The sequence below is a fragment of the Nocardia uniformis NBRC 13702 genome (assembly GCF_001613345.1).
GTDB lineage: Bacteria > Actinomycetota > Actinomycetes > Mycobacteriales > Mycobacteriaceae > Nocardia > Nocardia uniformis.
The window spans coordinates 46,108-68,918 of sequence record NZ_BDCE01000013.1 but is presented as its reverse complement, the minus strand read 5'-3'; the positions used below and the strand labels follow the sequence as shown (position 1 = coordinate 68,918).

Sequence of the window (22,811 nt, the reverse complement as noted above, 5' to 3'; positions counted from 1 at the left end):
ACACCAGCATGACGAACCGGTGCTGAGCTGCGGACAGCTCAGCACCCGCAGGGGTCAGCGCACTGCCAGGACAACCTTGCCCACAGTCTGCCCCGAGCCCACCAGCTCGTGTGCCTTGCCCGCGTCCTCCAGACGGAGGGTCTCCGACACGTGCGGGCGAATCTTGCCCGCGTCGACCAATTCCGCGATGGCCTCCAGCGCGGCGTAGTCCGGTTCGACCGATACCCCGGCGAAACGGCGGCCCGCGGCCTCCACCTGCGCCGCGCGCTCCGGATTCGCGTGCTCCATGATGCTCACCAGCACGCCGCCCGGCTTCAGCACCCGCGCCGAGCGCTCACCGTCGGCATTGGAGTCGAAGACCACGTCCAGGTCGTGCAGCACCTCGGTGTAATCGGTTGTGCGGTAGTCGATCACCTCGTCCGCGCCGAGGCCGCGCACGAAATCGTGCTTGGCGGCGCTGGCCAGCGCGATGACGTAAGCCCCGCGCGCCTTGGCGATCTGGACGGCGAAGTGCCCCACGCCACCGGCCGCGCGGTGGATGAGCACCCGGTCCCCCGCCTTGATATCGGCCTTGTCGACCAGCCCCTGCCAGGCGGTCAGCGCGGCCAGCGGCAGCGCCGCCGCCTCGATGTGGTTGAGCGACTTCGGCTTACGCGCCAGCTGACGCGAGGGTGCGGCCACATATTCCGCGTAGCCGGTGGCGGCGCGGGGGAAGAACGGCATGCCGTAGACCTCCTCGCCGACCGCGTACCGCGCCCCCGGCCCGGCGACCTCGACCACGCCGGAGATATCCCAGCCGACACCGAAGGGCGGCTGGCCCAACAGTGGGAGGTAACCGGCCCGCACCACCACGTCGACCGGATTCACCGAACTCGCGTGCACCCGCACCAGCACCTCGCCCGACAGCGGCTGCGGCTGCTCGATCTCCGCGACCTCCAGGACCTCGGGCCCACCGAACGACTTCTGAATCACCGCACGCATTTCCGCTCCTGCACTGTTGTTCCGTTTGAACCGATACGACAACAGTACGAAGTTCACGCGAGACGTTGAATAGCTCAGAATCTTGCTTTTTGGTCCCATCGTCTTCAAAGGAAGACGTCAGCGCCCCAGCGCGGCGGCGAGTTCGGCGTTGGTCGGCTCCACCAGCACCGTGCCGTCGAGCAGCACGATCACCGGAATGTTCTTCCGCCCGGCAATCTCGATGGCCCGCTCCCGCGCCGCCTCATCGTGTTCGACATCGACCTCGGTGAACGCCACCCGGTTCTCCCGCAACCACGTCTTCGCGCGGCGACAGTCGCCACACCACTGGGCTCCGTACAGCACGATCTCCTCCATTGGACCGACCCTAGGGCACGGGATCAGTCAGACCACAGAGCGCGGTCACCCACCAGGGGTCGGTTCCAACGCCCGATGGTTTCCCCGGCTTTTTCGTGCACTTTCCGGCCCGTCGGTGCACGAAACTGCCCATCAGCTCGCGAAGTGCGCGAATAGGCCGAGCTGAGGATCAGGCGGCCCTTGTGAGCGCATCGAATCGAAGCCGGAAGCGTTCGACGTCATCACCTCGGGCATTGGCGACAGCGCTGCGGACGGGGCGGAGTTCGGCCACGAGGCGTGGGGAGCTAACCGGGCCTTCCAGGAGTGAGAGGGCGGTGTGGGCTTCGGCTACGGCCGACCGGATCTCACCGAGACCGGCGAGAGAAGCCGCGAAGTATGCGTGGTAAGAGGCGCGGTCGCGCGGCAGGACGTCGTCTCTCGCAACGCTTTCGCGATACAGGTCGACGGCTCGGTGGTGACGGCCGAGCATTTTGTTTCCCTTTGCCTCGTGCACTCGAAGTTCGGGTTCGGTGACGAAGCTGAGCCAGACCGGGTCGTTGGGGTCGTCTATGCCCCGGTCCATTTCACGCCGAACTCGGGTTGTGGCGCGGTCGAATTCACGGCCGTCACCTATCGCCGCGTGGGCGATCGACTCGCGGGCGGCGCGTAGAGCGTTGAGGCGAGAGGACGGGACCGTGCTGGCGAGTTCGGAGACTCGCAGTGCGAGGCGCACCGGCTCATGACTCTTTGTCGGTTGTTCTGTGGCGATGATGCTCAGGCCGCCGAGCGCTGCGGCGAGCATCTCTGTGTCGCTGGTTTGTTCGGCGAGCAGGACGGCTTCGGTGTAGCACCACCGCGCCAGATCGGGTTGGCCATTGTCATAGGCGAGCCAACCGGCGCAGCTGCACAGTCGACCGGTCTCGGCAACCAGTTGGACTCCGGCCCGGTTTCCGTAGTCGCCGTAGTCGAGCAGCGTCCGAGCCCGACGGTATTGCCGCAGAGCGAAATCGGCGATGCTTCCGCCGCCGAGCCGATTGTCGTGGTCCCACAGTTGTCGCGTCAGCGTGCGCAGGTAGGTGATGTGGTCATCACCTACCTGCAAAGTTTCAGTTGTCATCGGTCCCGGCATCGCGGAGCCCGCGATCGCCAGGCTCGCTGCTAGTCCGAATTGTCTGCGGTCCACGTCATCGACTCCTTCGCCGACCCCGCTTTCGATGGTGCCCGCGCCGGTAGTGCCTAGCAAGGCCGGTGCCAGAGCTGAGCGCGGAATGCCGAGAGCAGTCGCCACCCGAATGAGTTGACGGATGTCGAACAGGGTGTCGACATCGCCACGTTCCACGCGCCCGACATGAGCACGATCCCAGTGCAGGAGGGCACCGAAGTCAGCTTGGGAGAGACCCCGGGCTCTGCGCACCAACGCGAGTGCCTGCCCCGGCTGCCCCTGTGCCAGAAACATTCGGAATTCGCTGGATTCCCACTCGCGGCTGGCCCGCTCTTCGACCACTCCCGGTCCTTCCCAAATCGGTATCCGGTCAGGAAAACGGTAGCCCGCCGAGTTCGTGACGGCGCACAAAACAGATTGGGACGTAATTGTCAACGGCAGATCATGCACACGGCCGTGCAGACTGTGCCGTCGCTTCCAACGGTCAGTTCTCCGACGCTGATTGGACACAACCTTGCGATCGAGGAGGCCCGCGATGACCCGCCCGTACATGGCACCGGAACCATTCCGCCTGTGCCCGCCGCAGCCGAAGGCTGTCGGCTACCTGTCCGAATCCCTCTCCGGAAGCGCCTGCGAACGAGACGAACTGGCGATTTCGGCTCTCGCGCGGAGTCTGGGCTACGACCTGGTCCGCACCTTGTGCTTCGGCCCCGAGGTCGCCGATCCGATGCCTCGCCTGCTGCGCGTCGTCGGTCGGACCGGTGCGGTAGCGGTGGTCACACCGACTATCGAGCATCTGCCGGATCCGCCTCTCATTCGCCGGGAATGCGATCTGATCACCGTCTCACCCGAGCGGATCTCGGTTCGTACCAGCAGGTTCGGCGAGGGAGGGTGAGCGGCGATGGCGCAGTGGCAGATCTTTCTCATTACCCTGGCTGTTCAATTCGCGCTCGTGGCGGCGATTGTCGCCGTCGGTATCTGGCGGTTGCCCGTCGAACCGCATGGGCCGACCGTGGCCGAGATCCGCAATCGCATCGCGTACGAGAATCGCCGTGCGATGGCTGGTCGGCACCGGACTGCGCAACGCACCTACCGGGGTGCGCACCGGGCGACGGGCGTTCGAGAGGTGGCGGCGTGAAGTGCGGGTGAAACAGAACTGGGCCGCCACCGAAGACGGCAGCGGCCCAGCCCGTGTCACCGGAAAGCTGGTTGTCCCTCCGAGCTCACGCGGTGACGGTTTGCTGTTCCCGCTGGAGTTCCAGGGCGATATCGATCAGCTGGTCTTCCTGACCGCCGACCAGTTTGCGCTGGCCCGCACGGACCAGCATTTCGGCGGCGGAGACGCCGTAACGCTCGGCCTGACGCTCCGCGTGACGCAGGAACGACGAGTAAACGCCAGCGTAACCCATCATCAGGGCCTGTCGGTCGAGTAGGCATTCCGTGGGCATGGCCGGGCGGACCACGTCTTCGGCGGCGTCGGTGACGGCGAAGAAATCGACACCGGTCTTGATGCCGAGCTTGTCGCAGACACCGATGAAGGCCTCAACGGGAAGGTTGCCGGCGCCCGCCCCGAAGCGGCGCGCGGAACCGTCGATCTGGGTGGCACCGGCGCGCACCGCGTATACGGAGTTGGCGACGGCCAGGCCCAGGTTCTCGTGGCCGTGGAAGCCGACCTGCGCGTCATTGCCGAGTTCGGCGACGAGCGCGGAAACGCGGTCGGAGACCTGTTCCAGCACCAGGGCACCGGCGGAGTCGACCACGTAGACGCACTGGCAGCCCGCATCGGCCATGATGCGCGCCTGCTTGGCGAGCAGCTCCGGGGTGGTGCTGTGCGCCATCATCAGGAAGCCGACGGTTTCCAAACCCAGGTCACGCGCCATATTGAAGTGCTGGATGGAGACATCGGCCTCGGTGCAGTGGGTGGCGATGCGGCAGATGGACGCGCCATTGTCCTGCGAGATCTTGATGTCTTCCTTCACTCCCACACCGGGCAGCATGAGGAAGGCGATCTTGGCCTGCTTGGCGGTTTCCGCAGCGGCCTTGATCAGTTCCTGCTCAGGGGTTTTGGAGAATCCGTAGTTGAAGGAGGAACCACCCAGGCCGTCGCCGTGGGTCACCTCGATTACGGGAACACCCGAGTTATCTAGGGCGGCAACGATATCGCGCACCTCGGTGACGGTGAACTGGTGACGCTTGTGATGCGAGCCGTCACGCAGCGAGGTGTCGGTGACGCGCACATCGAGTTCGCCCGAGAAGGGCTTCAGCACATTGCTCATCGTGGATCTCCTTACACCCGTGCCGAGATGATCTGGTCCGCAAGTACATCGCCGACGCGAGTGGCAGCGGCGGTCATGATGTCCAGGTTGCCCGCGTACGGCGGCAGGAAGTCGCCCGCGCCCTCGACCTCGACGAAGATCGACACCTTCGCCATCCCACCGGAAACCATCGACGGATCGTCGTACTGCGGCTCATTGAGCAGGCGATAACCGGGCACGTACTCCTGAATGGACTTCTCCATCCGATGAATCGACTCGGTGATCGCGTCGCGGTCGGCATCTTCGGGAATGGCGCAGAAGATGGTGTCGCGCATGATCATCGGCGGTTCAGCCGGGTTCAGAATGATGATGGCCTTGCCGCGCTTGGCACCGCCGATCGTCTCCACACCCGCGGAGGTGGTCTTGGTGAACTCGTCGATATTGGCGCGGGTACCGGGACCGGCGGACACCGAGGACACCGATGCCACGATTTCGGCGTAGGCCACCTCGACGACGCGAGAAACGGCCGCCACCATGGGAATTGTCGCCTGACCACCGCAGGTGATCATGTTGACATTCGGGGCGTCACGCAGCGAATCGAGATTGACCGGCGGAATAACGGCCGGGCCGACGGCGGCGGGGGTGAGGTCCACGGCGCGGATACCCGCCTCGGCGTACTTCGGCGCGTACGCGCGATGCACGTAGGCGGAGGTGGCTTCGAACAGCAGATCCGGCTTATCCGGAAGTGCCAGCAGCCAATCCGCACCTTCCGCGGAGGTCTCCAGGCCCAGTCCGCGAGCGCGCTTGAGCCCCTCGGAATCCGGGTCGATACCGATCATCCAGCGCGGCTCGATCTTCTCCGAACGCAGCAATTTGTACAGCAGGTCGGTGCTGATATTGCCGGAGCCGACGATCGCGGCGGTGACTTTCTTCTCAGTCACGGCTTTCTCCTACTTCGGTGATGTCAGCTGAAACGCAGACGGACGGAAATGACGCAGCCGGTGAACTCGGCAGTTCCTAGGCGGCATCAGCTGAAACGCAGACGGACGGAACCGAGCCCGGCGAACTCGGCGAGGAAGTCGTCGCCCGGGCGGGCGTCGATGGCGCGGGTGCAGGAACCGGGCAGCACGATGTCACCCTTCTTCAACCGCACGCCGAACGAGGCGACCTTGCGGGCCAGCCACGCGACACCGATGGTGGGATCGCCGAGCACGGCATCGCTGCGGCCCTCGGCCACCACCTCACCATTGCGGGTGAGGACGGCGTCGATGTTCTTGATATCCAACTGATCCGGGGCGATCCGCTCGGGACCCAGCACCCAACCGGCCGAGGAGGCGTTATCGGCGATGGTGTCGCACAGTCCGATCTTCCAGTCCTTGATCCGGGTGTCGATCAGTTCGATGGCGGGTGCGTAGGCGACCGTGGCCTTCAGCACGTCCTCCTCGGTGCAGTCCGCGCCGGGCAGGTCCGCGCCGAGCACGAAGCCGACCTCGACCTCGACCCGCGGGTAGAGGAACTTCGAGGTATCCACGGGGACGTCCTCGAACACCTCCATCTCACCGAGCAGGTGGCCGTAATCGGGTTCGTCGACGCCCATCATCTGCTGCATGGCTTTCGACGACAGACCGACCTTGTGACCGATCACACGTGAGCCGTTTTCGATCCGCTGCCGGATATTGATGAGCTGGATCTCGTAGGCATCGACCACGTCGATGTCCGGATACCGCGCCACCAGCGGATCGAGCGGCACCCGATCCCGCTCGGCGACGGCGAGCTCTTCTGCCAGTTCCTTCCGTACCGCGTCGGACAGCACGCTTATTTCCTTCCCTAGGGGCCAGGCCGGTGGCCGGGGCAGTACCGAGCATAGGAACTGGAACAAGTTTTCGAGAGACGTTTCGTCTCAAGAGTCCCAGCTGCCAGACCAAGATAGACCAAACCAGGTTTGATTCTATAACGTGTTCTACATGAACGAACCGGTATCTAATGTGCGCAGCTACGACGTGGTGGTGGTCGGCAGTGGTGCCGCGGGGATGACCGCCGCCCTCACCGCTGCCCACAACGGGTTGCGTGCGGTGATCATCGAAAAGGCCGCCCATTACGGCGGATCCACGGCTCGCTCCGGCGGTGGCGTGTGGATTCCCGGGAACAAGGCGCTCAAAGCCGCCGGGCGGCCCGATGATCGCGAAGAGGCGCGCACCTACCTGCACAGCATCATCGGTGACGTGGTGCCCAAGGACCGGATCGACACCTACATCGACCGGGGCGCGGAGGCCTTCGACTTCGTGCTCGACCACTCGCCGCTGCAAATGAAGTGGGTGCCGGGCTACTCCGACTACTACCCGGAGGCCCCGGGCGGTAAGCCGGAGGGACGCTCGTGCGAGCCGAAGCCGTTCAATGCCAAGATCCTCGGCGAGGAGCGCTTCAATCTGGAGCCGCCGTACGCCAAGGCCCCGCTCAATGTCGTCGTCATGCAGGCCGACTTCGTGCGGTTGAACCTGATCAAGCGCCACCCCAAGGGCATCATGCGGGCCATGCGCGTCGGTGCGCGCACCTACCTCGCCAAATGGAGCGGCAAGCACATTGTCGGTATGGGACAGGCGATTATCGCCGCCATGCGCAAGGGGCTGCTCGACGCGAATGTGCCTGTGCTGCTCAATACTCCGATGACCAAGCTGATTATCGAGAACGGCGTGGTCACCGGGGTCGAGGCGCTGGTGGACGGTAAGCCCGTCACCTTCACCGCGCGGCAGGGCGTGGTGCTGGGCAGCGGCGGTTTCGAGCAGAACGCCGAAATGCGCACCAAATACCAGCGGCAGCCCATCACCACCGAGTGGACCACCGGTGCGAAGGCCAATACCGGCGACGGCATTGTCGCGGGTATGGAAGCGGGCGGCGACGTCGGCTTCATGGAGGACGCCTGGTGGGGGCCGACCATCTTCAAGGGCGGCCGGCCGTGGTTCGCGCTGGCCGAGCGGAACCTGCCCGGCACCATCATGGTCAACGCCGACGGCAAGCGATTCGGTAATGAGTCCGCTCCTTACGTCGAGGCCGTGCACACCATGTACGGCGGCGAATACGGGCAGGGTGAAGGTCCCGGCGAGAACATCCCCTCCTGGCTGGTGTTCGATCAGCGCTACCGGAACCGCTACATCTTCGCCGGATTGCAGCCTGGTCTGCGGATTCCGTCCCGCTGGATGGAAAACGACCTCATCGTCAAGGCCGACACCCTCGAGGAATTGGCCGCCAAGATCGGCGTGCCGGTGGAGAACCTCACGGCGACCGTGCGGCGGTTCAACACCTTCGCCGAGACCGGTAAGGACGAGGACTACGGCCGCGGCGACAGCCACTACGACCGGTACTACGGCGACCCAACCGTGAAGCCCAACCCGTGCCTGGCCGGACTGGTACAGGGGCCGTTCTACGCGGCCAAGATGGTGCCCGGCGACCTCGGCACCAAGGGCGGACTCGTCGCCGACACCTCCGGACGCGTGCTGCGCGAGGACGGGACCGTGATCGAGGGCCTCTACGCCTCCGGCAATTGCGCCACCCCGGTCATGGGCCACACCTACGCCGGGCCCGGCGCGACCATCGGACCCGCCATCACCTTCGGCTACCTGGCCGTTCTGGATATCGCCGCCAAGGCGAAGAACCGGCCCGCCACCGCCGAGAAAGCGTCCTGAACCGTCCCAACCCGGTTCAGGATCGGGTTGGGCGCGGTCCGGGTCACAGCGAGCCGCCCCAACCCACCCCCGCCCACAGGTGCCTGCACACCTCGGGCGGGACAAATGAATAGCGCACTACATCTGAATCAGCAGCACCGCCGGGGGCATACCGGCCCGGCGGGCGGGCTCGAATCCGGTGCCCGGTCCGCTGAGACCGGGCACCGGACTTGCCCACCGTCGCACGTCCGCGGAACCGCACCACTCGTCATTCCGGCGCGCTTTCGGCTGGAATCCACGACGATCGGGTGCCGTCCCACCGGGTGTGGATCCCGGCCGAAAGCCCGACGGGAGGGCGGAGCCGCAGTCCGGATGACGGGCAGGCCCAGCCGCGGGATGACGGATTGCGGCGGACCGAGGTGACGGGTCGGCCCGACCCGCTGTCCCGGCGACCGGGATGCGGTACTTGCGCGGATGCTGCTGCGGCAACAGGATCGGACCCGGATGGATTCGCCCGACGGGCGGCCACGTCTGCTTCCCGCCCCGACTCGAACCGCCCCGGCGTCGCGAACGCTGCCCGGCGGCCGGTCGATACGGCGGCGCGGCGCACGGACGCCCGCGGGTACGCACCCATGGACCTTGACGAGGAGACGTAATGCCCATCGACCTGAACAGCGCACTCGGCGCGGAGATCCCCGGCCGGGAGTTCGCCTGGTCACCCACCGATGTGCAGCACTACAACCTGGCCCTCGGCGCGGGCGGCCGCTGGACCGATCCGGCCGAACTGCGCTACCTCGACGACCGCGACCCGCAGGTGCTGCCCTCCTTCGCCACCGTCGCCCCCTCCTTCCACGAGACCGAACCGCCGAAGGTGAAGTTCACCGGAATCGAGATCGACCTCGCCAAGGTGGTGCACGGCAGCCAGGAAATCGTGGTGCACAAGCCGATTCCCGCCGCGGGCAAGGCCACCACCGTCGGCCGCGTCACCGATATCTGGGACAAGGGCTCCGCCGCGGTGGTCTGGCGTGAGGACACCGTCACCGGCTCCGACGGCGAACCCCTGTGGACCGCCCGCTCCTCCATCTTCGCCAAGGGCGAGGGCGGCTTCGGTGGCGACCGCGGCCCGTCGACCAAGACCGAGTTGCCCGATCGCGCACCCGATTTCGACGTCCTGACCCCCACACTGCCGCAGCAGGCGCTGCTGTACCGCATGTGCGGCGACCGCAACCCCCTGCACTCGAACCCCGAATTCGCCCGCAACGCAGGCTTCCCCAACCCCATCCTGCACGGCCTCTGCACCTACGGCTTGGTCCTGAAAACCGCCACCGACACCGCGCTCGACTCGGATGCGGCCCGCGTCAAGGGTTTCCGAGCCCGCTTCGCCGGAGTCCTCTACCCGGGTGAAACCATCCGCAGCCGAATCTGGCGCTCCGACAACGAACTCACCATCGTCGCCACGGTCGTCGAACGCGAAGACGCCCCCGTCCTCAACGACGTGGTCCTCACCTTCACCTGATCCTGGGGAAATCGGTCTCGACCGTGACAAAGACTGGGCCGCGACCGTTTTCGGTCACGGTCCAGTTCTGTTTCCGCACAGTTCAGCGGCGACGCTCATCTGTCCGCCGAGGATGAGCGGTCCCGGCCTGGGTTATCCACAGCGTTTGTTGCGTGTCATCGATCGCGTACCAGATCCGGCCGCCACCGGTGACCTCGAATTGCCACTGGTCCAGCGCGACACCGTCGACCTCGACGCGACCCAGATCCAGCCTGAGCGGGTGTTGGCGCGCCGGATTCTCACGGCATCGCGGATCGGCGGTGATCGCCACCCAGGCCCGATCGAGATTGTCGGGAACCTGCGAAAGTAGCTCAGCCCACCCTTTGGCCGACTGACGATCGACCAACCGGACGATCCAACCCGTCGGTCTGCGTACTTCATCGCCTCGCCCGAGTTTGTCAGCCATCCGCCCTACCCGGTCGCTCGACATCAACAGCGTCGGCTGTGTCGAACGGACCGCGTAGGCGGCGAGTCAGCTCAGGATCGGAATAGACCTCGGCGGTCGATTGCCATTCCCGCAATGCGCGCGAGAACGGCAGCAGTAGACCGGTTTCCGCTCCTGCGAGCAGGTGATCCAGTAGTTCCTTGACGCATTCACGGCGAGCGTCGACGGGAAGCCAGACCAGCCACGGCAGTTCTTCGGCGAAGACCTCTTCGGCCAGGCCCCGATTCCCCTTCGCGACGATCGCGAGCGAACGAGCCGCGAGACCGAGCCCCTTGACCATCGCATCGAAGCGTTCCGAGCGCATGAGCACCAGGTTCTCCGCATCCCGCCGCTCGAGGATGACGTCGGCGTCGTCCAGAGCGGGGAACACGCTGGTCTGCTTGTTGATCAGCGTGGAAAACGGAAAGGTGCGAGTCGCCATGACCTCATCATACGCCAGAGTTCGAAACTAGTTCAGCAGTCGAGCGCACCTGGCCTTCGCGTCGGACAGAGTAAGAACTACCGCACCGGGCTGTACTCCGGGCGGCGGTCGGCCAGGCCGTGGACGAGCCAGGCGTAGAGGACGATGACGACGATGGGGGCGGCTATGGGGGCCCAGGCCAGGGTGACGGGGAGGACCGAGGCCGCGCCCGCCGCGATGGTGAAGACGAGGGCGCCCGCTACCGAGGGGATGGTGGTGGGGACCACGCCGAGGGGGGCCGAGACGGTGGCGGCGTTGAGGAGGTAGGTGGTGGCTACCAAACCTGTCGCACCGGCGATCAGGGCGGTGGTGTCGAGCCAGGCCAGGACGCCGAGGGCGGTGAGGACGGCGGCTACCGCGCAGATTCGCCAGCGCCAGCCCGCGATGACGAAGATCAGGACGGGGATGGTCATCCAGGGCTCGATGAGGGCCACCGCGGCGGCGAGGAGCAGGCCGGAGAGGGTCGCCAGGAATTTGGTCATCGGCGGACTCGCACTGTTCGGCGGTGGTCGGGAATCAGGCGCATGACCTGGTCCAGGCGGGTGTCCTGGTGCCAGGAGACGATATCCACGCCCACCGTGCCCATATCCCGGTACATGGAGGCGCGTTCGAGTTGCCACATGCGGGCCAGCGTGGGGTCCAGTCCGTGGGCGAAGGGCGCACCGCGCAGTACGTCCACCACCACTACGACGTGGCCGCGTTTACGGAGATCGATGAGCGCCAAGGCGAATTGGGTGTCCAGCAGGGTCGAGAACGCGACCACGATCGCACCGATGGGGACGGCGGTATGCGGTGCGAGGGTGCCCTGGTGGGGAATGTGCTCGTCGCCGACGTCGAGGACGGTATCGACAATGCGGTAGAACTGGCGACGGCCGATATCGGGACGCAGCCAGCGCGGCGACTGGCCGAGACAGACGACGGCGGTGCGGTCACCGGCCTGTAGGGCGGACTGGGCCACCTGGGCCGCCCCGCGTACGGACAGCTCCAGCGAATCCGACGCCGGGCCGGGAGCCTGCATCGAAGTATCCACCAGCACAACCACATCGGCGGCGCGATTGGTGAAGCGCTCGGTCACGAAGAGCCGACCGCGCCGGGCACTCACCGACCAGTTCACCGTCCGCAGCTGATCACCGGGGGCATACGCGCGGACATCGGCGAATTCCACGCCGGGACCGTGGCGGCGGGTCAGGTGGGTACCGATACGTTCGGGAAGTTCGGTGCGGGGCAGCCGCATTCGCTGCGGATCGGCGATCGGATAGACGAAGACCTGACCGGCGGGCAGCGCCACCGACGCCACCGCCAACCCGGCCGGACTCAGCGCCGACACCCGCATCGGCACCCGATAGCGCCCCCATCGCGGCGACGACAGCGATAACCGCAGCCCAGCGGGGGCGGTCCCGGAATCGACCGCCTCCTCGACCCGCAGTTCCATCCCGGGCACCGGTTCGGGATGCAGGCGCAGCAGTGCGTGTCCCGACTCGACGAAGGTGGACACCGATAGCGTCACCTCCTCGGTTTCGAAGCAGCGCAGCGTATCCGCGCCATCGACCTGAATGCGGGTGCGGGTCTGCTGCAGCGGTGCGGTCGCGAGTACCCCGAGCATGGGCGCGGCGAATACCACCAGCTGCCATTTGCCCAGCACGATCGCCAGCACCAGGGCGGGCGCGGAGACGACGGCCAGCATGTAGACCAGCGGCGCTGGCCGCCACCGTAATTCGGCCTCGGTGGCAGTGCTGGTGTCGCGATGCCTCATGCCGGGGTGGCGCGCGGAACCGGGAGCCGCCGCAATAGTTCGGCGATGACATCCTCACCGCGAATACGGCGCACCCACATTTCCGGACGCAGCGTAATGCGGTGGGCCATGGTCGGTATGGCCAGTGCCTTCACATCCTCCGGGACGACGAAGTCACGACCATTCAACAGTGCCCGGGCCCGCGACATCTGAACCAGATCGAGTTCCGCGCGCGGGCTGGCACCGACCTCCACCTGCGGATGGCCGCGCGTCGCCGAGGCCAGCGACACCACATAGCCGACCACATCCGGATGTACGCTCACGAATTCGACCGTCTGCCGCATCTCCATCAGACCCTCGGCATCCACCACCTGCCCGAGCTGCGCCGGTGCCGAACCACGCTCCAGGCGACGCCGGATCATTTGCGTCTCATCACGTTCCGACAGGTACCCGAGCCGCAGCATCATGGCGAAGCGATCCAACTGCGCCTCCGGCAGCGGGTAGGTGCCCTCGTACTCGATCGGGTTATCGGTGGCCATTACGACGAAAGGCTGTGGCAGCGGGAAGGTTTCCCCATCGATGGAGACCTGCCCCTCGGCCATGGCCTCCAACAGCGCGGCCTGGGTCTTGGGCGGCGTCCGGTTGATCTCGTCGGCGAGCAGCATATTGGTGAACACCGGACCGCGCCGGAAGCTGAAACGGCCCGAATGCATGTCGTAGATGGTGGAGCCGATCAGGTCCGCGGGCAGCAGATCCGGCGTGAACTGCACGCGGGTGAAGTTCAGTCCGAGGGCCGTCGCGAATGAGCGGCAGATCAATGTCTTGCCCAGACCGGGCAGATCCTCGATGAGGACGTGGCCGCCGGACAGCACCGCGATCATGATCAGCTGCAGTTCTTCCTGCTTGCCGACCACTACCCGGGACAATTCCCGCAGCACCGCCTCGGTGCGCTTGATGGTGATGTCCAACGGTGAAGTCATATCGTGTCTCGCACTCTCGTTTTCACATGTTCTGAAGGCGGCGCAGGATTTCGTCGAGCGCCGCGCGGCCCGGCGCGCGCGTGGTCTGATCGCGCAGCGCCGAATTCGCCGGATCCACCCACCGCCACAGTTCCGGTCCGAACTGCAGCACTCCGGCCTGTTCGGCGGCGCGGCGGTTCTTGGCGTGCCGGTGGCCGCTGGATAGTTCGAACTCCTTGGCCAGTAGTGGTCGCAGGTGGCGGTCCCAGTCGGCGCGGGTGCCCTCGGCACGGTCGGCCAGCATTTGCGCCCGCGCCTGCCAGCGAGTGAGCATTTCGGCCGGGCCATTGTCGACCTCGTTGTCGGCGAGTTCGGCCGGTCCGTTGCGGCGAGCCCGCTGCACCAGTGACCAGATGAGCAGCGCCAGCGCCCCGGCCACGGGTATCGCGGCGAGCATGAGCAGGATTTCGCGCTGGTTCCCGTATGCGAGTGCTTCGAATACGAGGACCAGCACCAGGGCCCCGATGACAATGGTCGTACGGTTCATCGCGCGACCCCCGTGTGACGGTGTGCGGCGGCAATAACTCTCATACCGGCTGCCCCTGAAGGTCCTGCAATACGATACGCAGCAGTTGCTCGGCCCGCATCCGCTGCCACGCCAGCATGGAATGCGGGCTGAAGCGGGCCTCCTCGAACAGCGCGACCAGCTCGCGTGCCGAGGCATCGTGCAGCACACCGCGTTCGAAGGCGCGAGCCAAAACCTCGGACGGGGTGTCCGAGATCAGCGGCGCGACTTCGCGGGCCTGCGCCAGCCCACTTTCCATGGCCACGTAGCAGGCGATAATGGCGGTGCGCGGATCCTGGCCGGGCGCGATCATGGCCGCCAGACCCATTTCGGCCACCTTGGCCAGTGACACCGGCTCCGGGCCGGCGACGGGAGTGGGCGGGGTGTTGTGCGCCATCGGCCGTCGGCGTGAGTTCACCGCGACCACGACCAGTCCGATCATGGCCACGGCGACCAGTACGAATGCCGCGATCATCACCAGCAGTAGCGCGGCGCCCTGCAGCGGGGGCGCCGATACCGAATCCGGCGGTTGAGACCCGAATTCCGTTGGTGTCGCGTCCAGAGCCGGGGTCGGTGCCGCTGTCCCGGTATCGGCGGCCTTTTGCCGGGCGGGGCCGGCCAGGTATACCGATAGCGCCACGGTGAGCAGCATGGCGATGGCCGCCACGCCGATAACCAGCAGCAGGCCGATCCGGCTCAGCCGCAGCCCGTATCTATTGGAATCGCGATCGTTCTCCGGCATGGACAGCGGCAATCGGTGCCGACTATTGAGCACGCCAGCCCACAGAATCACCACCGACACCAGCAAGAGCACCGGCATCAGGGCGACGGTCACCACCGAGGGCGGCTGCGGCGCCGACGGTCCGCCGGTGCCGGGAATGTGGCCGCGCAAGGCGATGACGGCGAGCATGACGAGCGCGATCAGTCCGACCGCTCGGGATGCCACCGTTCTCACCCCAGTCACACGCACCCCCAGCCAACCAGAGTCCTGCACAAACAGGGTCATAGTTACATGCCAAGCGGTTCGTCGGGCCGGAATTCGCTAACACGGGTTACATGCGAATCCCGCATAGGTCACCGAGTTTCGCAACATCCACAGCTCGCCACGGATTCGCTTGTGAACTCGCACAATGCCTTTGGAATTCGTAGCTGGCCGCCGAGGGCGCTTATCGCGAAGTCCGAATAGTTGCCTTGGCTACCGGCATGGTCGATGGAGCGGATTCGGGCCGATTCGAGTAGTGGTCGACCCGGCTGGAATCGACCTCCCGTGCGACCAGACGGCCCAGCGCCCGGAAGTCCCATCCGGCCGCCAGCCAGGGCTCCGGATCGAGGACATTGCGGGCGTCGATGAACACCCGGCCGCGGGCCACCGAGCGCAACAGCACCGGGTCGAGGTCGCGGAATTCGCGCCATTCGGTCAGATGCAAGACGATATCGGCGCCCAGCACGGCGGCGGTGGCGGTGGGCGCGTACCGCAGATCCGGTGCGATGAGACTCGCCGACCGGTTCGCTTCCGGATCGAAAACGGTGACATCGACGCCCATAGCGTGCAGTCGCACGGCCACCTCGAGCGCCGGGGAATCGCGCACATCATCGGAGAGCGGTTTGAAGGCCGCGCCGAGAATGGCGACCCGGCCTGGGGACCCGGTCTCGCGCAACAGCCCCAGGGTTTCCCGAACGACCCGCTCACGGCGACGGCGATTGATCGCGTCGACGCTGTCGAGAAAGCTGACCGACTCCGCGACGCCGAGTTCACCGGCCCGGGCAATGAGCGCCCGCACATCCTTGGGCAGGCAGCCGCCGCCGTACCCCAAACCCGCACCGAGGAATTTCCGGCCGATGCGATCGTCGTGCCCGAGGGCGTCGGCCAGCAGGGTCACATCCGCACCGGTGATCTCGCACAGTTCGGCCATGGCATTGATGAATGAGATCTTGGTGGCCAGAAAGGCATTCGCCGAGACCTTCACCAGCTCGGCGGTGGGGAGGTTGGTGACCACCACCGGCGATCCGGCGGTGATGGCTTCCGAATAGACCTGGCGCAGCGCCCATTCCGCGTCGGGTGTGGTGACACCGAAGACGAGGCGGTTCGGGTGCAGGGTGTCGTAGACGGCGTGACCTTCGCGCAGAAACTCGGGATTCCAGGCCAGGTCCACGGAAATACCCTCGGGTGCAAGGCCGTTGATGCGCTCGACCAGGGCCTCGGCCGTACCGACCGGCACCGTCGATTTGCCGACTATCAGGCAGTTCCGGGTCAGATGCGGCACCAGCCCGTCGATGGCCGAGTACAGCTGGGAGATATCGGCGGCGCCGGTCGGCCCCTCCGGTGTTCCGACACAGAGGAAATGGATGTCGGCGAAGCGAGCGGCCTCGATCAGCGAGGTGCCGAAGCGGAGCCGTCCCTGCTCGACCTGCTCCCGCAACAGGTCGGGTAGTCCCGGCTCGTGAAAGGGCACCCGCCCCGCCGCCAGTGCGGCCGCCTTGGCCGGATTGTTGTCCACGCCGAGCACGTCGAATCCGAGTTCGGCCATGCCCGCCGCATGGGTCGCGCCGAGATAACCGGTGCCGATGACGGATATCTGCAACATCAGCAGGCCTCCTTGGTGAGCTGCGCGTCGCCTCGACGCTGGATCTTCGAAGTGCGCTCCGCGATGACCTCGCGGTAGTAGCGGATCAGCAGGTCGTTGACCGCCGACCAGGAACGGTGCTGCACGCTGCGCTGGGCGGCGGTGGCGATGCGACTCCGCAGTAGTGGGTCGTCCACCAGGCGTTCGACGTAATCGACCAGGGCGGCGGCATCACCCGGCGGGTAGAGGTATCCGGTGCCGGGTTCCACCACGTCTATCGGCCCGCCCGCCGCCGGGGCGACCACGGGGACGCCGGAGGCCAGGGCCTCCTGGGCTGCCTGGCAATAGGTTTCGTGTCGCCCGGTATGGACGAATACGTCGAGGGAGGTATAGGCGGCCGCCAGCTCTTCGCCGTGCAGCACGCCGAGAAAGGCGGCGTCGGGCAGCAGTTTGCGCAGCCGTGCTTCCTCGGGGCCGCCGCCGACCATGACCAGCCGGATACCCGGGAGCCGGCGCAGGTGTGCGAGCAGTTCCAATTCCTTCTCCGGGGCGAGACGACCGATATAGCCGACCAGCGTTTCGCCATTGGGCGCGAGGCGTGCTCGCAGTTCCGCCGAGCGGTGGGCGGGGTCGAATTGCTCCAGATCCACGCCGCGCGGCCAGCGCGCCAGCCCGGGGACGCCCATGAGTTCCAGTTGCCGCAGGCTCGCGGTGGAGGGGGCGAGGGTGCGGTCCACGCGCAGGTGGATCCGTCGGGTCAGGGCGTTCATGGCACGCACTCCGCCGGGTAGGTCGTAGCGCTGCGCGAAGCCCACCAGATCCGTCTGATAGATGGCGACCGTGGGGATATCGCGTTCGGCGGCGACCACGGCGGCCTGATAGCCGAGGGTGGCCGGGGAAGCGATATGCACGATATCGGGCTGGAACGAATCCATGATCTTGCGCAGTCGCCGCCGCGTCTCGAGCCCGATCCGAAAGTCCCGATAGAACGGCAGGCGCGCCCCGCGAGCCACATGCACCGGGAATCCAGCATAGGTTTTCGGTCCGGTGGGTGCGAGCAGTTCGGCCTGATGGCCTTCGGCGGCGAGGTGGTCGAGTACCCGCCGCACCGAGTTGGTGACGCCATTCACCTGTGGCAGGAAGGATTCCGCCACCACCAGTACCCGCAGCCGATCACCGCGCCGGTCGGCCAACACAATCGGGGCTTCCGGCGCGACCCCCTGGGCCTGCTTCAGGATTCGCATCGGTTCCCCTCCGGTTCGGTGCTGCCTCCTGCCTTGCACGGTAGGAAACGGCCCGCAACGGCGGCCCCCGTAGGCATTGACGGCACATGAACCCCGAACGTCGGTCCGGTCGGCGTGTTCACCGAGGCGTCAGCACCCCTTCGCGGACACGATCAGTGCTGGTCGCGGGCCGGAAACTCGAGGGTGCTAAGTCGGCTGAGGGTGCGGAAGAGATCCGGGAGGCCCCGCACGTCGGCACCGAGCTCGGCGAAAGGCACTCGGGCATAGAGCGATAGCTCGAGATCGGCGTCGTAGAGCACATCGATCAGATTGATGAAGCGCATGGCCCAATCGGGTTCGACGGTCCGCAGAGCGGGGACCTCGCACAGGGTCCAACGGCTGAAGTCTCCGGTCAGTTCCAGAAAGTCCCCCGCCGACACCGGAATTCCGCACAGTTCAGCGAAATCGACAGTCAGCGAGCCGGATCCGGCTGCCCGAGCGCGCAACCGCCGATGCGCGATCAGAGTCTCGACAGATCCCGTGAGCGCACAGTCACCGACGATGTACCGCCCAGCCGCGAATCCGCCACGGCTGCCGCCGAGCAACCGATAATCCTGCGATCCGTTCATGCTCACCACATCGAGCAGCGCGCGAATACGCTCGATGGTCGGCACGAAGACGGGATGGAACAGCGGATTCGGCAGCAGCCGTTCCGGCGGATAGTTCGAGGTCACCACCAGCACGATCTGCCGCGCGAAGAGGGCATCGAGCAGTCGAGCGATGAGAGTGGCGTCCCCGGCATCGTGCACATGGAACTCGTCGAAGCACACCACCGCCGAGTCCCCGAGCAGTGCGTCCACCGCACCATCGATCGACCCGAATTCATGCACACCCCTGTGCAATTGTGCAAAGAAGCTGTGGAAATGAAAGCGCCGCTTCCGATTCGAGGACAGCTCCGCGAAGAACCGATCCATCAGCATGGTCTTACCCCGCCCCGGTCCCCCGTGCAGATACACCCCACGCGGCCGCCGCCAGCGCCGTCCGAGCCACCCCTTCCCCAGTTGTTCCGCCACGGCGTGCAGTCGAACCGTCGCAGCCAGTTGATCGGAGTCCAGGGTCGTCACACCGGTGGTCATCACACTCCCCTCTGCTCTACATCCGTAGAGCCTCCTCTATAGTTGTAGAGGGAATTGCGCGAGACCGCCGGAAAGGTGACCATGTCCACACCGACCGACCGCCGCACCCGCATCGTGGACAGTGCCATCGATCTGATTGCCACCCAGGGCATTCGAGCCCTCACCCACCGCGCCCTGGATACCGCGCTGGAACTCCCGGCGGGCTCGACGTCCTACTACTTCCGCACCAAACGGGCGCTGGTCGAAGCCATTGTGGACCGGATTCAGCACCGCTCCCGCGACGACTTCGCCGCGGCCCGGCACGAAGAGCCCGAATCCTCGAGCCCCGAGGCAATCGCCCACGGCGTAGCCCACTGGCTCGACCAGCTACTGACCCACCGCCGCACTCACCTGATCACCCGCCACGCCCTGATCATCGACCTACTCGGTGACCCGGAACTCCATGCGCGGCTGACGAAATCCCTCTTCTCCCACGAGCAGGCCCAACTACTCTTCCAAGCCCTCGGCAGCCATGATCCCGACATCGCCGCCGCCGACTTCCTCGCCATCCTCGAGGGCTTGGTCTTCGACCGCTTCGCCGGAGCCCGCACCCACCTCGCCCCCGGCACCCCCGAGAGCGTCACCCAGCTCGCAGCGGTCCTGACGACTCACCTCGAGGCCGCCGCGAATCACGCGGCGAGCTGAAGCACCAGGGTGGCAATGGCCGGAGCCATGTAGAGCAGTGGGAACGGGGTCGTCTTGTACGAGCCGACGCGCAGCGTCGCGCCGACCGCGCCCGCGAAGTACAGGATGAGGCCGATGGCGGCGGCGATGCCGATGGCCGGGATGACGAAGCCGACGATCAGGCCCAGTGCGCCCGCGCCCTTGGCGATGCCGAGCAAGTTCCACCATGCCTGCGGGACGCCGTACTCGATCAGTGGCTCCACGACGAACGACTTACGGCTGAGCAATGAGAAGGACGAGAAGCCGATCCAGAGGGCCGCGATGACTCCGACAATGTAGTAGGCGGTTTCCATGGGAATCCGTTCCCTTCATGAGGTTCGTATGTGGTTCTGCCTAGGTGACGACAGACGAGCCGAAGGTGTGACATCGCCTCGAGTGAGCCCGACCGCAGAGCCAGGGAGACGACGAACCCCCGACAGCCGCGTGGGCTCTCGGGGGTTCGTTGTCCGGGTGGGTGGATCAGTTGGCGCTCAGTACCAAACCCGAGGTGGGGACGCCGGTTCCGGCAGTGACCACGATGTTCTCCAGGCTGTCTACCTGGTTCACGGAGGTGCCGCGGATTTGGCGGACGCCCTCGGCTATGCCGTTCATGCCGTGGATGTAGGCCTCGCCCAGCTGGCCGCCGTGGGTGTTCAGCGGGAGGCGGCCGCCGAGTTCGATGGCACCGTCGGCAATGAAGTCCTTGGCTTCGCCGCGACCGCAGAAGCCGAGTTCCTCGAGCTGCATGAGGACGAAGGGGGTGAAGTGGTCGTAGAGGATGGCCGCCTGCATATCCTGCGGGCGGAGACCGCTCTGGGCCCAGAGCTGGTCGCCGACCAGGCCCATTTCCGGCAGGCCCGTCATGGCGTCACGGTAGTAGCTGGTCATGACGTACTGGTCCGCGCCGGAACCCTGTGCCGCGCCGAGGATTACGGCGGGCTTATTGGGGAGGTCCCTGGCGCGTTCGGCGCTGGTGACCACGATGGCCACGCCGCCGTCGGTCTCCTGACAGCAGTCCAGCAGGTGGAGCGGTTCGGCGATCCAGCGGGACGCCTGGTGCTCCTCCAGGGTGATGGGTTTGCCGTAGAAGTGGGCGGCGGGATTCACGGCGGCATGCTTGCGGTCGGCGACCGCGACGCGGCCGAAATCGGCACTGGTAGCGCCGTATACGTGCATGTAGCGGCGGGCCACCATGGCCACCTGGGCGGCCGGAGTACCCAGGCCGTGGGTGTAGGAGAAGGCGTTGTCCACACCGGAGGAGGTGGCATTCCCGGCCAGATGTGTTGCGAACTGCCCGAATCGGTTACCGGAGCGCTCATTGAAGGCCCGGTAGGCGACCACCACATCGGCGACGCCGGTGGCCACGGCCATGGCCGCCTGCTGCACGGTGGCAGCCGCCGCCCCACCGCCGAACGGGATATTGCTGAAGAACTTCAGGCTCGGAATCCCCGCGGCCCGGGCCACGGCGGCCTGGGTATTGGTATCCATGGTGAAGGTCGTCAGGCCGTCCACATCGGCGGGTGTGAGGCCCGCGTCGGCCAGCGCCGCCGTCACCGCCTCCGCGGCCAAACGCAATTCACTGCGCCCGGAATCCTTGGAGAAATCCGTCGCGCCGATACCGACAATGGCGGCGCGCCCGCTCAGGCCCGTCACGGCTTTGCCTCGATTCCAGTCTTATCCTCCAGCGCGATAACAGCTTTCGCCGTGATGTGGTCGCCGAGACTGTCGCGGCCGACCACCTCGATGGTGATGTCGTCGCCCTCGATGGCGGTGACCGTGCCGGACAGGGTGAGGGTGTCACCCGCGTACAGCGGCACACCCAGCCGCAATGCGATGGACTTCACGATGGCGCGCGGACCCGCCCAGTCGGTGACGAACCGCTGCACCAGACCGGTATCGGTGAGGATATTGACGAAAATGTCCTTGGACCCGCGCTGAACCGCCTTATCGCGGTCGTGGTGCACGTCCTGGAAATCCCGGGTGGCCAGCGCCGAACTGATCACGAAGGTCGGATCGGCGTGAATCACCAACTCGGGCAGGTTGGTTCCGACCTGCACAGCCGCAGGCTCCATGGGCCCACCCGTCGCCCGACCGCCGCTCCTCACGGAATCGCTTCGCGATGCTGTAGTCATCGAACTGCCTTCCAGAAGGGAACGGTGTTGTCATCGTCGAGAGCCTCGAAGCCGACCTCGACCGGCAGGCCCACCTCGACCTCGGCCGGGTCGATACCGCGCAGCTCACCGAGCATGCGCACCCCCTCGTCGAGTTCGATCAACGCGACGACGAACGGCAGCGCGCGACCCGGCACCTTGGGCGCGTGATGCACCACGAAGCTGAAGACGGTGCCCCGACCGGAGGCGACCACATAGTCGGTCTGCTCCGACCTGTCCTGCCAGATGGCGGGGACCGGCGGGTGCTGCAGCGTCCCATCCGGCTTCTTCTGAACGCGGAGTTCGCCGAGCTTGGTTCCCGCCCAGAAGAATTCGGTGTCCTGGGAGACGGTCGGCCGCACCCGCTTGCTGAGATCCTCGGTGGGAGCGGCTTTCGGTGCCCCCGGCGCGAATTTCAGGATACGGAAGAGCATTTCGGTCACGAGTTCTTCACCCACGTACCAGCAGGTGCGGTAGGTGGCGAACCAGCCCTCACCGAGTCCGGTGCGCTTGGGGCCGACCAGCGTATCCAGCGAGCTGCGGACGGTCACCTCCTCGCCGACCTGGAGGTAGCGGTGGTAGATCTGCTCGCAGTTGGTGCCGAGTACCGAGGTGTACCCGGCGGCATCGAGCAGCTCATTGGTGGCATTCATGGGATCGTCGGCCGGACGAACACCACCCAGCCCCAGCATGGTCCACACCTGCGCCATGGCAGGCGGGGCGACCACACCGGGATGACCGGCGGCACGCGCCGCCTCGGCGTCGGTGTAGATCGGATTGGTATCCCCGATCGCCTCCACCCAGTTGTTGATCATCGGCTGATTCACCGGATCACGGGCCACCCGCGGAGCTGATGCCCCCGCGGCCTTGATCTTTTCTCCGGCCGCGACAATATCGTCGGCCGTGAAGGACTGCGTCACAGTGGAACTC

The 22,811-nt window shown here is 66.1% G+C and carries 25 protein-coding genes; 5 read left to right on the top strand and 20 right to left on the bottom strand.

Annotation, left to right across the window (positions count from 1 at the left end; genetic code table 11):
• Nucleotides 1-54 precede the first annotated feature (54 nt).
• From NU1_RS03800 to NU1_RS03790, 3 genes are all read right to left on the bottom strand, one after another.
• Nucleotides 55-981, bottom strand: coding sequence for an NADP-dependent oxidoreductase (locus NU1_RS03800; protein WP_067517400.1), 927 nt, complete (start codon nt 979-981; stop codon nt 55-57).
• Nucleotides 982-1,098: 117 nt separating this feature from the next.
• Nucleotides 1,099-1,335 carry a glutaredoxin family protein gene (locus tag NU1_RS03795; protein WP_067517398.1) on the bottom strand — a complete coding sequence of 79 codons (237 nt, stop codon included), beginning with the start codon at nt 1,333-1,335 and terminating at the stop codon, nt 1,099-1,101.
• Between the two features lie 169 nt (nt 1,336-1,504).
• Nucleotides 1,505-2,818, bottom strand: a complete 1,314-nt coding sequence (locus tag NU1_RS03790; RefSeq protein ID WP_067517396.1) for a helix-turn-helix domain-containing protein — start codon at nt 2,816-2,818, stop codon at nt 1,505-1,507.
• Between the two features lie 193 nt (nt 2,819-3,011).
• Here NU1_RS03790 and NU1_RS03785 point away from each other — a divergent pair, with 193 nt between their 5' ends.
• Nucleotides 3,012-3,371 carry a hypothetical protein gene (locus tag NU1_RS03785; protein ID WP_157551969.1) on the top strand — a complete coding sequence of 120 codons (360 nt, stop codon included), beginning with the start codon at nt 3,012-3,014 and terminating at the stop codon, nt 3,369-3,371.
• A gap of 6 nt (nt 3,372-3,377) precedes the next feature.
• A complete protein-coding gene (locus NU1_RS03780) occupies nt 3,378-3,614 on the top strand; it encodes a hypothetical protein (protein ID WP_067517394.1) in 237 nt (78 codons plus the stop codon).
• An 85-nt stretch (nt 3,615-3,699) separates the two neighbouring features.
• Here the strand turns inward: NU1_RS03780 and dmpG are convergent, their stop codons facing one another.
• The 3 genes from dmpG to NU1_RS03765 all read right to left on the bottom strand — a co-directional run bounded on the left by dmpG (nt 3,700) and on the right by NU1_RS03765 (nt 6,544).
• On the bottom strand, nt 3,700-4,752 hold the full coding sequence (gene dmpG, locus NU1_RS03775; RefSeq protein ID WP_067517392.1) for a 4-hydroxy-2-oxovalerate aldolase: 1,053 nt from the start codon (nt 4,750-4,752) through the stop codon (nt 3,700-3,702).
• Nucleotides 4,753-4,763: 11 nt separating this feature from the next.
• The gene (locus NU1_RS03770) at nt 4,764-5,672 is read right to left on the bottom strand and encodes an acetaldehyde dehydrogenase (acetylating) (protein WP_067517390.1); all 909 of its coding nucleotides are present in this window, start codon (nt 5,670-5,672) and stop codon (nt 4,764-4,766) included.
• A gap of 86 nt (nt 5,673-5,758) precedes the next feature.
• Nucleotides 5,759-6,544 carry a 2-keto-4-pentenoate hydratase gene (locus NU1_RS03765; RefSeq protein WP_067517388.1) on the bottom strand — a complete coding sequence of 262 codons (786 nt, stop codon included), beginning with the start codon at nt 6,542-6,544 and terminating at the stop codon, nt 5,759-5,761.
• A 142-nt stretch (nt 6,545-6,686) separates the two neighbouring features.
• Between NU1_RS03765 and kstD the strand changes: the two genes are divergently transcribed.
• A complete protein-coding gene (gene kstD, locus NU1_RS03760) occupies nt 6,687-8,411 on the top strand; it encodes a 3-oxosteroid 1-dehydrogenase (protein ID WP_067517386.1) in 1,725 nt (574 codons plus the stop codon).
• A 634-nt stretch (nt 8,412-9,045) separates the two neighbouring features.
• Nucleotides 9,046-9,906 (top strand): enoyl-CoA hydratase ChsH3, encoded by an 861-nt coding sequence (gene chsH3, locus NU1_RS03755; RefSeq protein ID WP_067517385.1) that lies wholly within the window; start codon nt 9,046-9,048, stop codon nt 9,904-9,906.
• A gap of 82 nt (nt 9,907-9,988) precedes the next feature.
• Here the strand turns inward: chsH3 and NU1_RS03750 are convergent, their stop codons facing one another.
• The 10 genes from NU1_RS03750 to zapE all read right to left on the bottom strand — a co-directional run bounded on the left by NU1_RS03750 (nt 9,989) and on the right by zapE (nt 19,029).
• Nucleotides 9,989-10,351: a hypothetical protein gene (locus tag NU1_RS03750; protein ID WP_067517383.1), complete on the bottom strand. Its 363-nt coding sequence runs from the start codon at nt 10,349-10,351 to the stop codon at nt 9,989-9,991.
• Nucleotides 10,344-10,811: a hypothetical protein gene (locus tag NU1_RS03745; protein WP_067517381.1), complete on the bottom strand. Its 468-nt coding sequence runs from the start codon at nt 10,809-10,811 to the stop codon at nt 10,344-10,346. Before NU1_RS03745 ends, NU1_RS03750 begins: the two co-directional genes overlap by 8 nt.
• Nucleotides 10,812-10,888: 77 nt before the next feature.
• Nucleotides 10,889-11,332: a hypothetical protein gene (locus tag NU1_RS03740; RefSeq protein WP_067517378.1), complete on the bottom strand. Its 444-nt coding sequence runs from the start codon at nt 11,330-11,332 to the stop codon at nt 10,889-10,891.
• Nucleotides 11,329-12,603 carry a DUF58 domain-containing protein gene (locus tag NU1_RS03735; protein ID WP_067517375.1) on the bottom strand — a complete coding sequence of 425 codons (1,275 nt, stop codon included), beginning with the start codon at nt 12,601-12,603 and terminating at the stop codon, nt 11,329-11,331. The genes NU1_RS03740 and NU1_RS03735 overlap by 4 nt, the downstream gene beginning before the upstream one ends.
• Nucleotides 12,600-13,562, bottom strand: coding sequence for an AAA family ATPase (locus NU1_RS03730; protein WP_067517373.1), 963 nt, complete (start codon nt 13,560-13,562; stop codon nt 12,600-12,602). The genes NU1_RS03735 and NU1_RS03730 overlap by 4 nt, the downstream gene beginning before the upstream one ends.
• A 22-nt stretch (nt 13,563-13,584) precedes the next feature.
• The gene (locus tag NU1_RS03725) at nt 13,585-14,088 is read right to left on the bottom strand and encodes a hypothetical protein (protein ID WP_067517372.1); all 504 of its coding nucleotides are present in this window, start codon (nt 14,086-14,088) and stop codon (nt 13,585-13,587) included.
• Nucleotides 14,089-14,128: 40 nt separating this feature from the next.
• Nucleotides 14,129-15,052 carry a DUF4129 domain-containing protein gene (locus NU1_RS03720; RefSeq protein ID WP_245719933.1) on the bottom strand — a complete coding sequence of 308 codons (924 nt, stop codon included), beginning with the start codon at nt 15,050-15,052 and terminating at the stop codon, nt 14,129-14,131.
• A gap of 220 nt (nt 15,053-15,272) precedes the next feature.
• Nucleotides 15,273-16,688: a UDP-glucose dehydrogenase family protein gene (locus NU1_RS03715; RefSeq protein ID WP_212761950.1), complete on the bottom strand. Its 1,416-nt coding sequence runs from the start codon at nt 16,686-16,688 to the stop codon at nt 15,273-15,275.
• A 2-nt stretch (nt 16,689-16,690) separates the two neighbouring features.
• A complete protein-coding gene (locus NU1_RS03710) occupies nt 16,691-17,914 on the bottom strand; it encodes a glycosyltransferase family 4 protein (RefSeq protein WP_084520956.1) in 1,224 nt (407 codons plus the stop codon).
• A 152-nt stretch (nt 17,915-18,066) separates the two neighbouring features.
• Nucleotides 18,067-19,029 carry a cell division protein ZapE gene (gene zapE / locus NU1_RS03705; protein WP_084520955.1) on the bottom strand — a complete coding sequence of 321 codons (963 nt, stop codon included), beginning with the start codon at nt 19,027-19,029 and terminating at the stop codon, nt 18,067-18,069.
• 81 nt (nt 19,030-19,110) lie between these two features.
• On the opposite strand from zapE, the gene NU1_RS03700 reads away from it, so the two are divergent.
• Nucleotides 19,111-19,713 (top strand): TetR/AcrR family transcriptional regulator, encoded by a 603-nt coding sequence (locus NU1_RS03700; protein ID WP_067517449.1) that lies wholly within the window; start codon nt 19,111-19,113, stop codon nt 19,711-19,713.
• On the opposite strand, the gene NU1_RS03695 is transcribed toward NU1_RS03700, so the two are convergent.
• The 4 genes from NU1_RS03695 to NU1_RS03680 form a co-directional block, all read right to left on the bottom strand.
• Nucleotides 19,698-20,045 carry a DoxX family protein gene (locus NU1_RS03695; RefSeq protein ID WP_067517368.1) on the bottom strand — a complete coding sequence of 116 codons (348 nt, stop codon included), beginning with the start codon at nt 20,043-20,045 and terminating at the stop codon, nt 19,698-19,700. The genes NU1_RS03700 and NU1_RS03695 overlap by 16 nt on opposite strands.
• A gap of 166 nt (nt 20,046-20,211) precedes the next feature.
• Nucleotides 20,212-21,384 carry a lipid-transfer protein gene (locus tag NU1_RS03690; RefSeq protein ID WP_067517366.1) on the bottom strand — a complete coding sequence of 391 codons (1,173 nt, stop codon included), beginning with the start codon at nt 21,382-21,384 and terminating at the stop codon, nt 20,212-20,214.
• A complete protein-coding gene (locus tag NU1_RS03685; protein WP_067517364.1) occupies nt 21,381-21,803 on the bottom strand; it encodes a MaoC family dehydratase in 423 nt (140 codons plus the stop codon). The genes NU1_RS03690 and NU1_RS03685 overlap by 4 nt, the downstream gene beginning before the upstream one ends.
• A gap of 56 nt (nt 21,804-21,859) precedes the next feature.
• Complete coding sequence (locus NU1_RS03680) at nt 21,860-22,801, bottom strand: bifunctional MaoC family dehydratase N-terminal/OB-fold nucleic acid binding domain-containing protein (protein WP_067517362.1); 942 nt, start codon at nt 22,799-22,801, stop codon at nt 21,860-21,862.
• Between the last annotated feature and the right edge of the window lie 10 nt (nt 22,802-22,811).

Excerpts from the sequence above, each read along its gene's own strand:
- NU1_RS03735 (WP_067517375.1), bottom strand. The coding sequence starts at position 12,603 with ATGAGGCATCGCGACACCAGCACTGCCACCGAGGCCGAATTACGGTGG.
- NU1_RS03740 (WP_067517378.1), bottom strand. The coding sequence starts at position 11,332 with ATGACCAAATTCCTGGCGACCCTCTCCGGCCTGCTCCTCGCCGCCGCG.
- NU1_RS03730 (WP_067517373.1), bottom strand. The coding sequence starts at position 13,562 with ATGACTTCACCGTTGGACATCACCATCAAGCGCACCGAGGCGGTGCTG.
- NU1_RS03725 (WP_067517372.1), bottom strand. The coding sequence starts at position 14,088 with ATGAACCGTACGACCATTGTCATCGGGGCCCTGGTGCTGGTCCTCGTA.
- NU1_RS03785 (WP_157551969.1), top strand. The coding sequence starts at position 3,012 with ATGACCCGCCCGTACATGGCACCGGAACCATTCCGCCTGTGCCCGCCG.
- NU1_RS03780 (WP_067517394.1), top strand. The coding sequence starts at position 3,378 with ATGGCGCAGTGGCAGATCTTTCTCATTACCCTGGCTGTTCAATTCGCG.
- NU1_RS03700 (WP_067517449.1), top strand. The coding sequence starts at position 19,111 with ATGTCCACACCGACCGACCGCCGCACCCGCATCGTGGACAGTGCCATC.
- NU1_RS03795 (WP_067517398.1), bottom strand. The coding sequence starts at position 1,335 with ATGGAGGAGATCGTGCTGTACGGAGCCCAGTGGTGTGGCGACTGTCGC.
- NU1_RS03685 (WP_067517364.1), bottom strand. The coding sequence starts at position 21,803 with ATGGAGCCTGCGGCTGTGCAGGTCGGAACCAACCTGCCCGAGTTGGTG.
- chsH3 (WP_067517385.1), top strand. The coding sequence starts at position 9,046 with ATGCCCATCGACCTGAACAGCGCACTCGGCGCGGAGATCCCCGGCCGG.
- dmpG (WP_067517392.1), bottom strand. The coding sequence starts at position 4,752 with ATGAGCAATGTGCTGAAGCCCTTCTCGGGCGAACTCGATGTGCGCGTC.
- NU1_RS03800 (WP_067517400.1), bottom strand. The coding sequence starts at position 981 with ATGCGTGCGGTGATTCAGAAGTCGTTCGGTGGGCCCGAGGTCCTGGAG.
- NU1_RS03710 (WP_084520956.1), bottom strand. The coding sequence starts at position 17,914 with ATGCGAATCCTGAAGCAGGCCCAGGGGGTCGCGCCGGAAGCCCCGATT.
- NU1_RS03750 (WP_067517383.1), bottom strand. The coding sequence starts at position 10,351 with ATGGCTGACAAACTCGGGCGAGGCGATGAAGTACGCAGACCGACGGGT.
- NU1_RS03745 (WP_067517381.1), bottom strand. The coding sequence starts at position 10,811 with ATGGCGACTCGCACCTTTCCGTTTTCCACGCTGATCAACAAGCAGACC.
- zapE (WP_084520955.1), bottom strand. The coding sequence starts at position 19,029 with ATGACCACCGGTGTGACGACCCTGGACTCCGATCAACTGGCTGCGACG.
- NU1_RS03695 (WP_067517368.1), bottom strand. The coding sequence starts at position 20,045 with ATGGAAACCGCCTACTACATTGTCGGAGTCATCGCGGCCCTCTGGATC.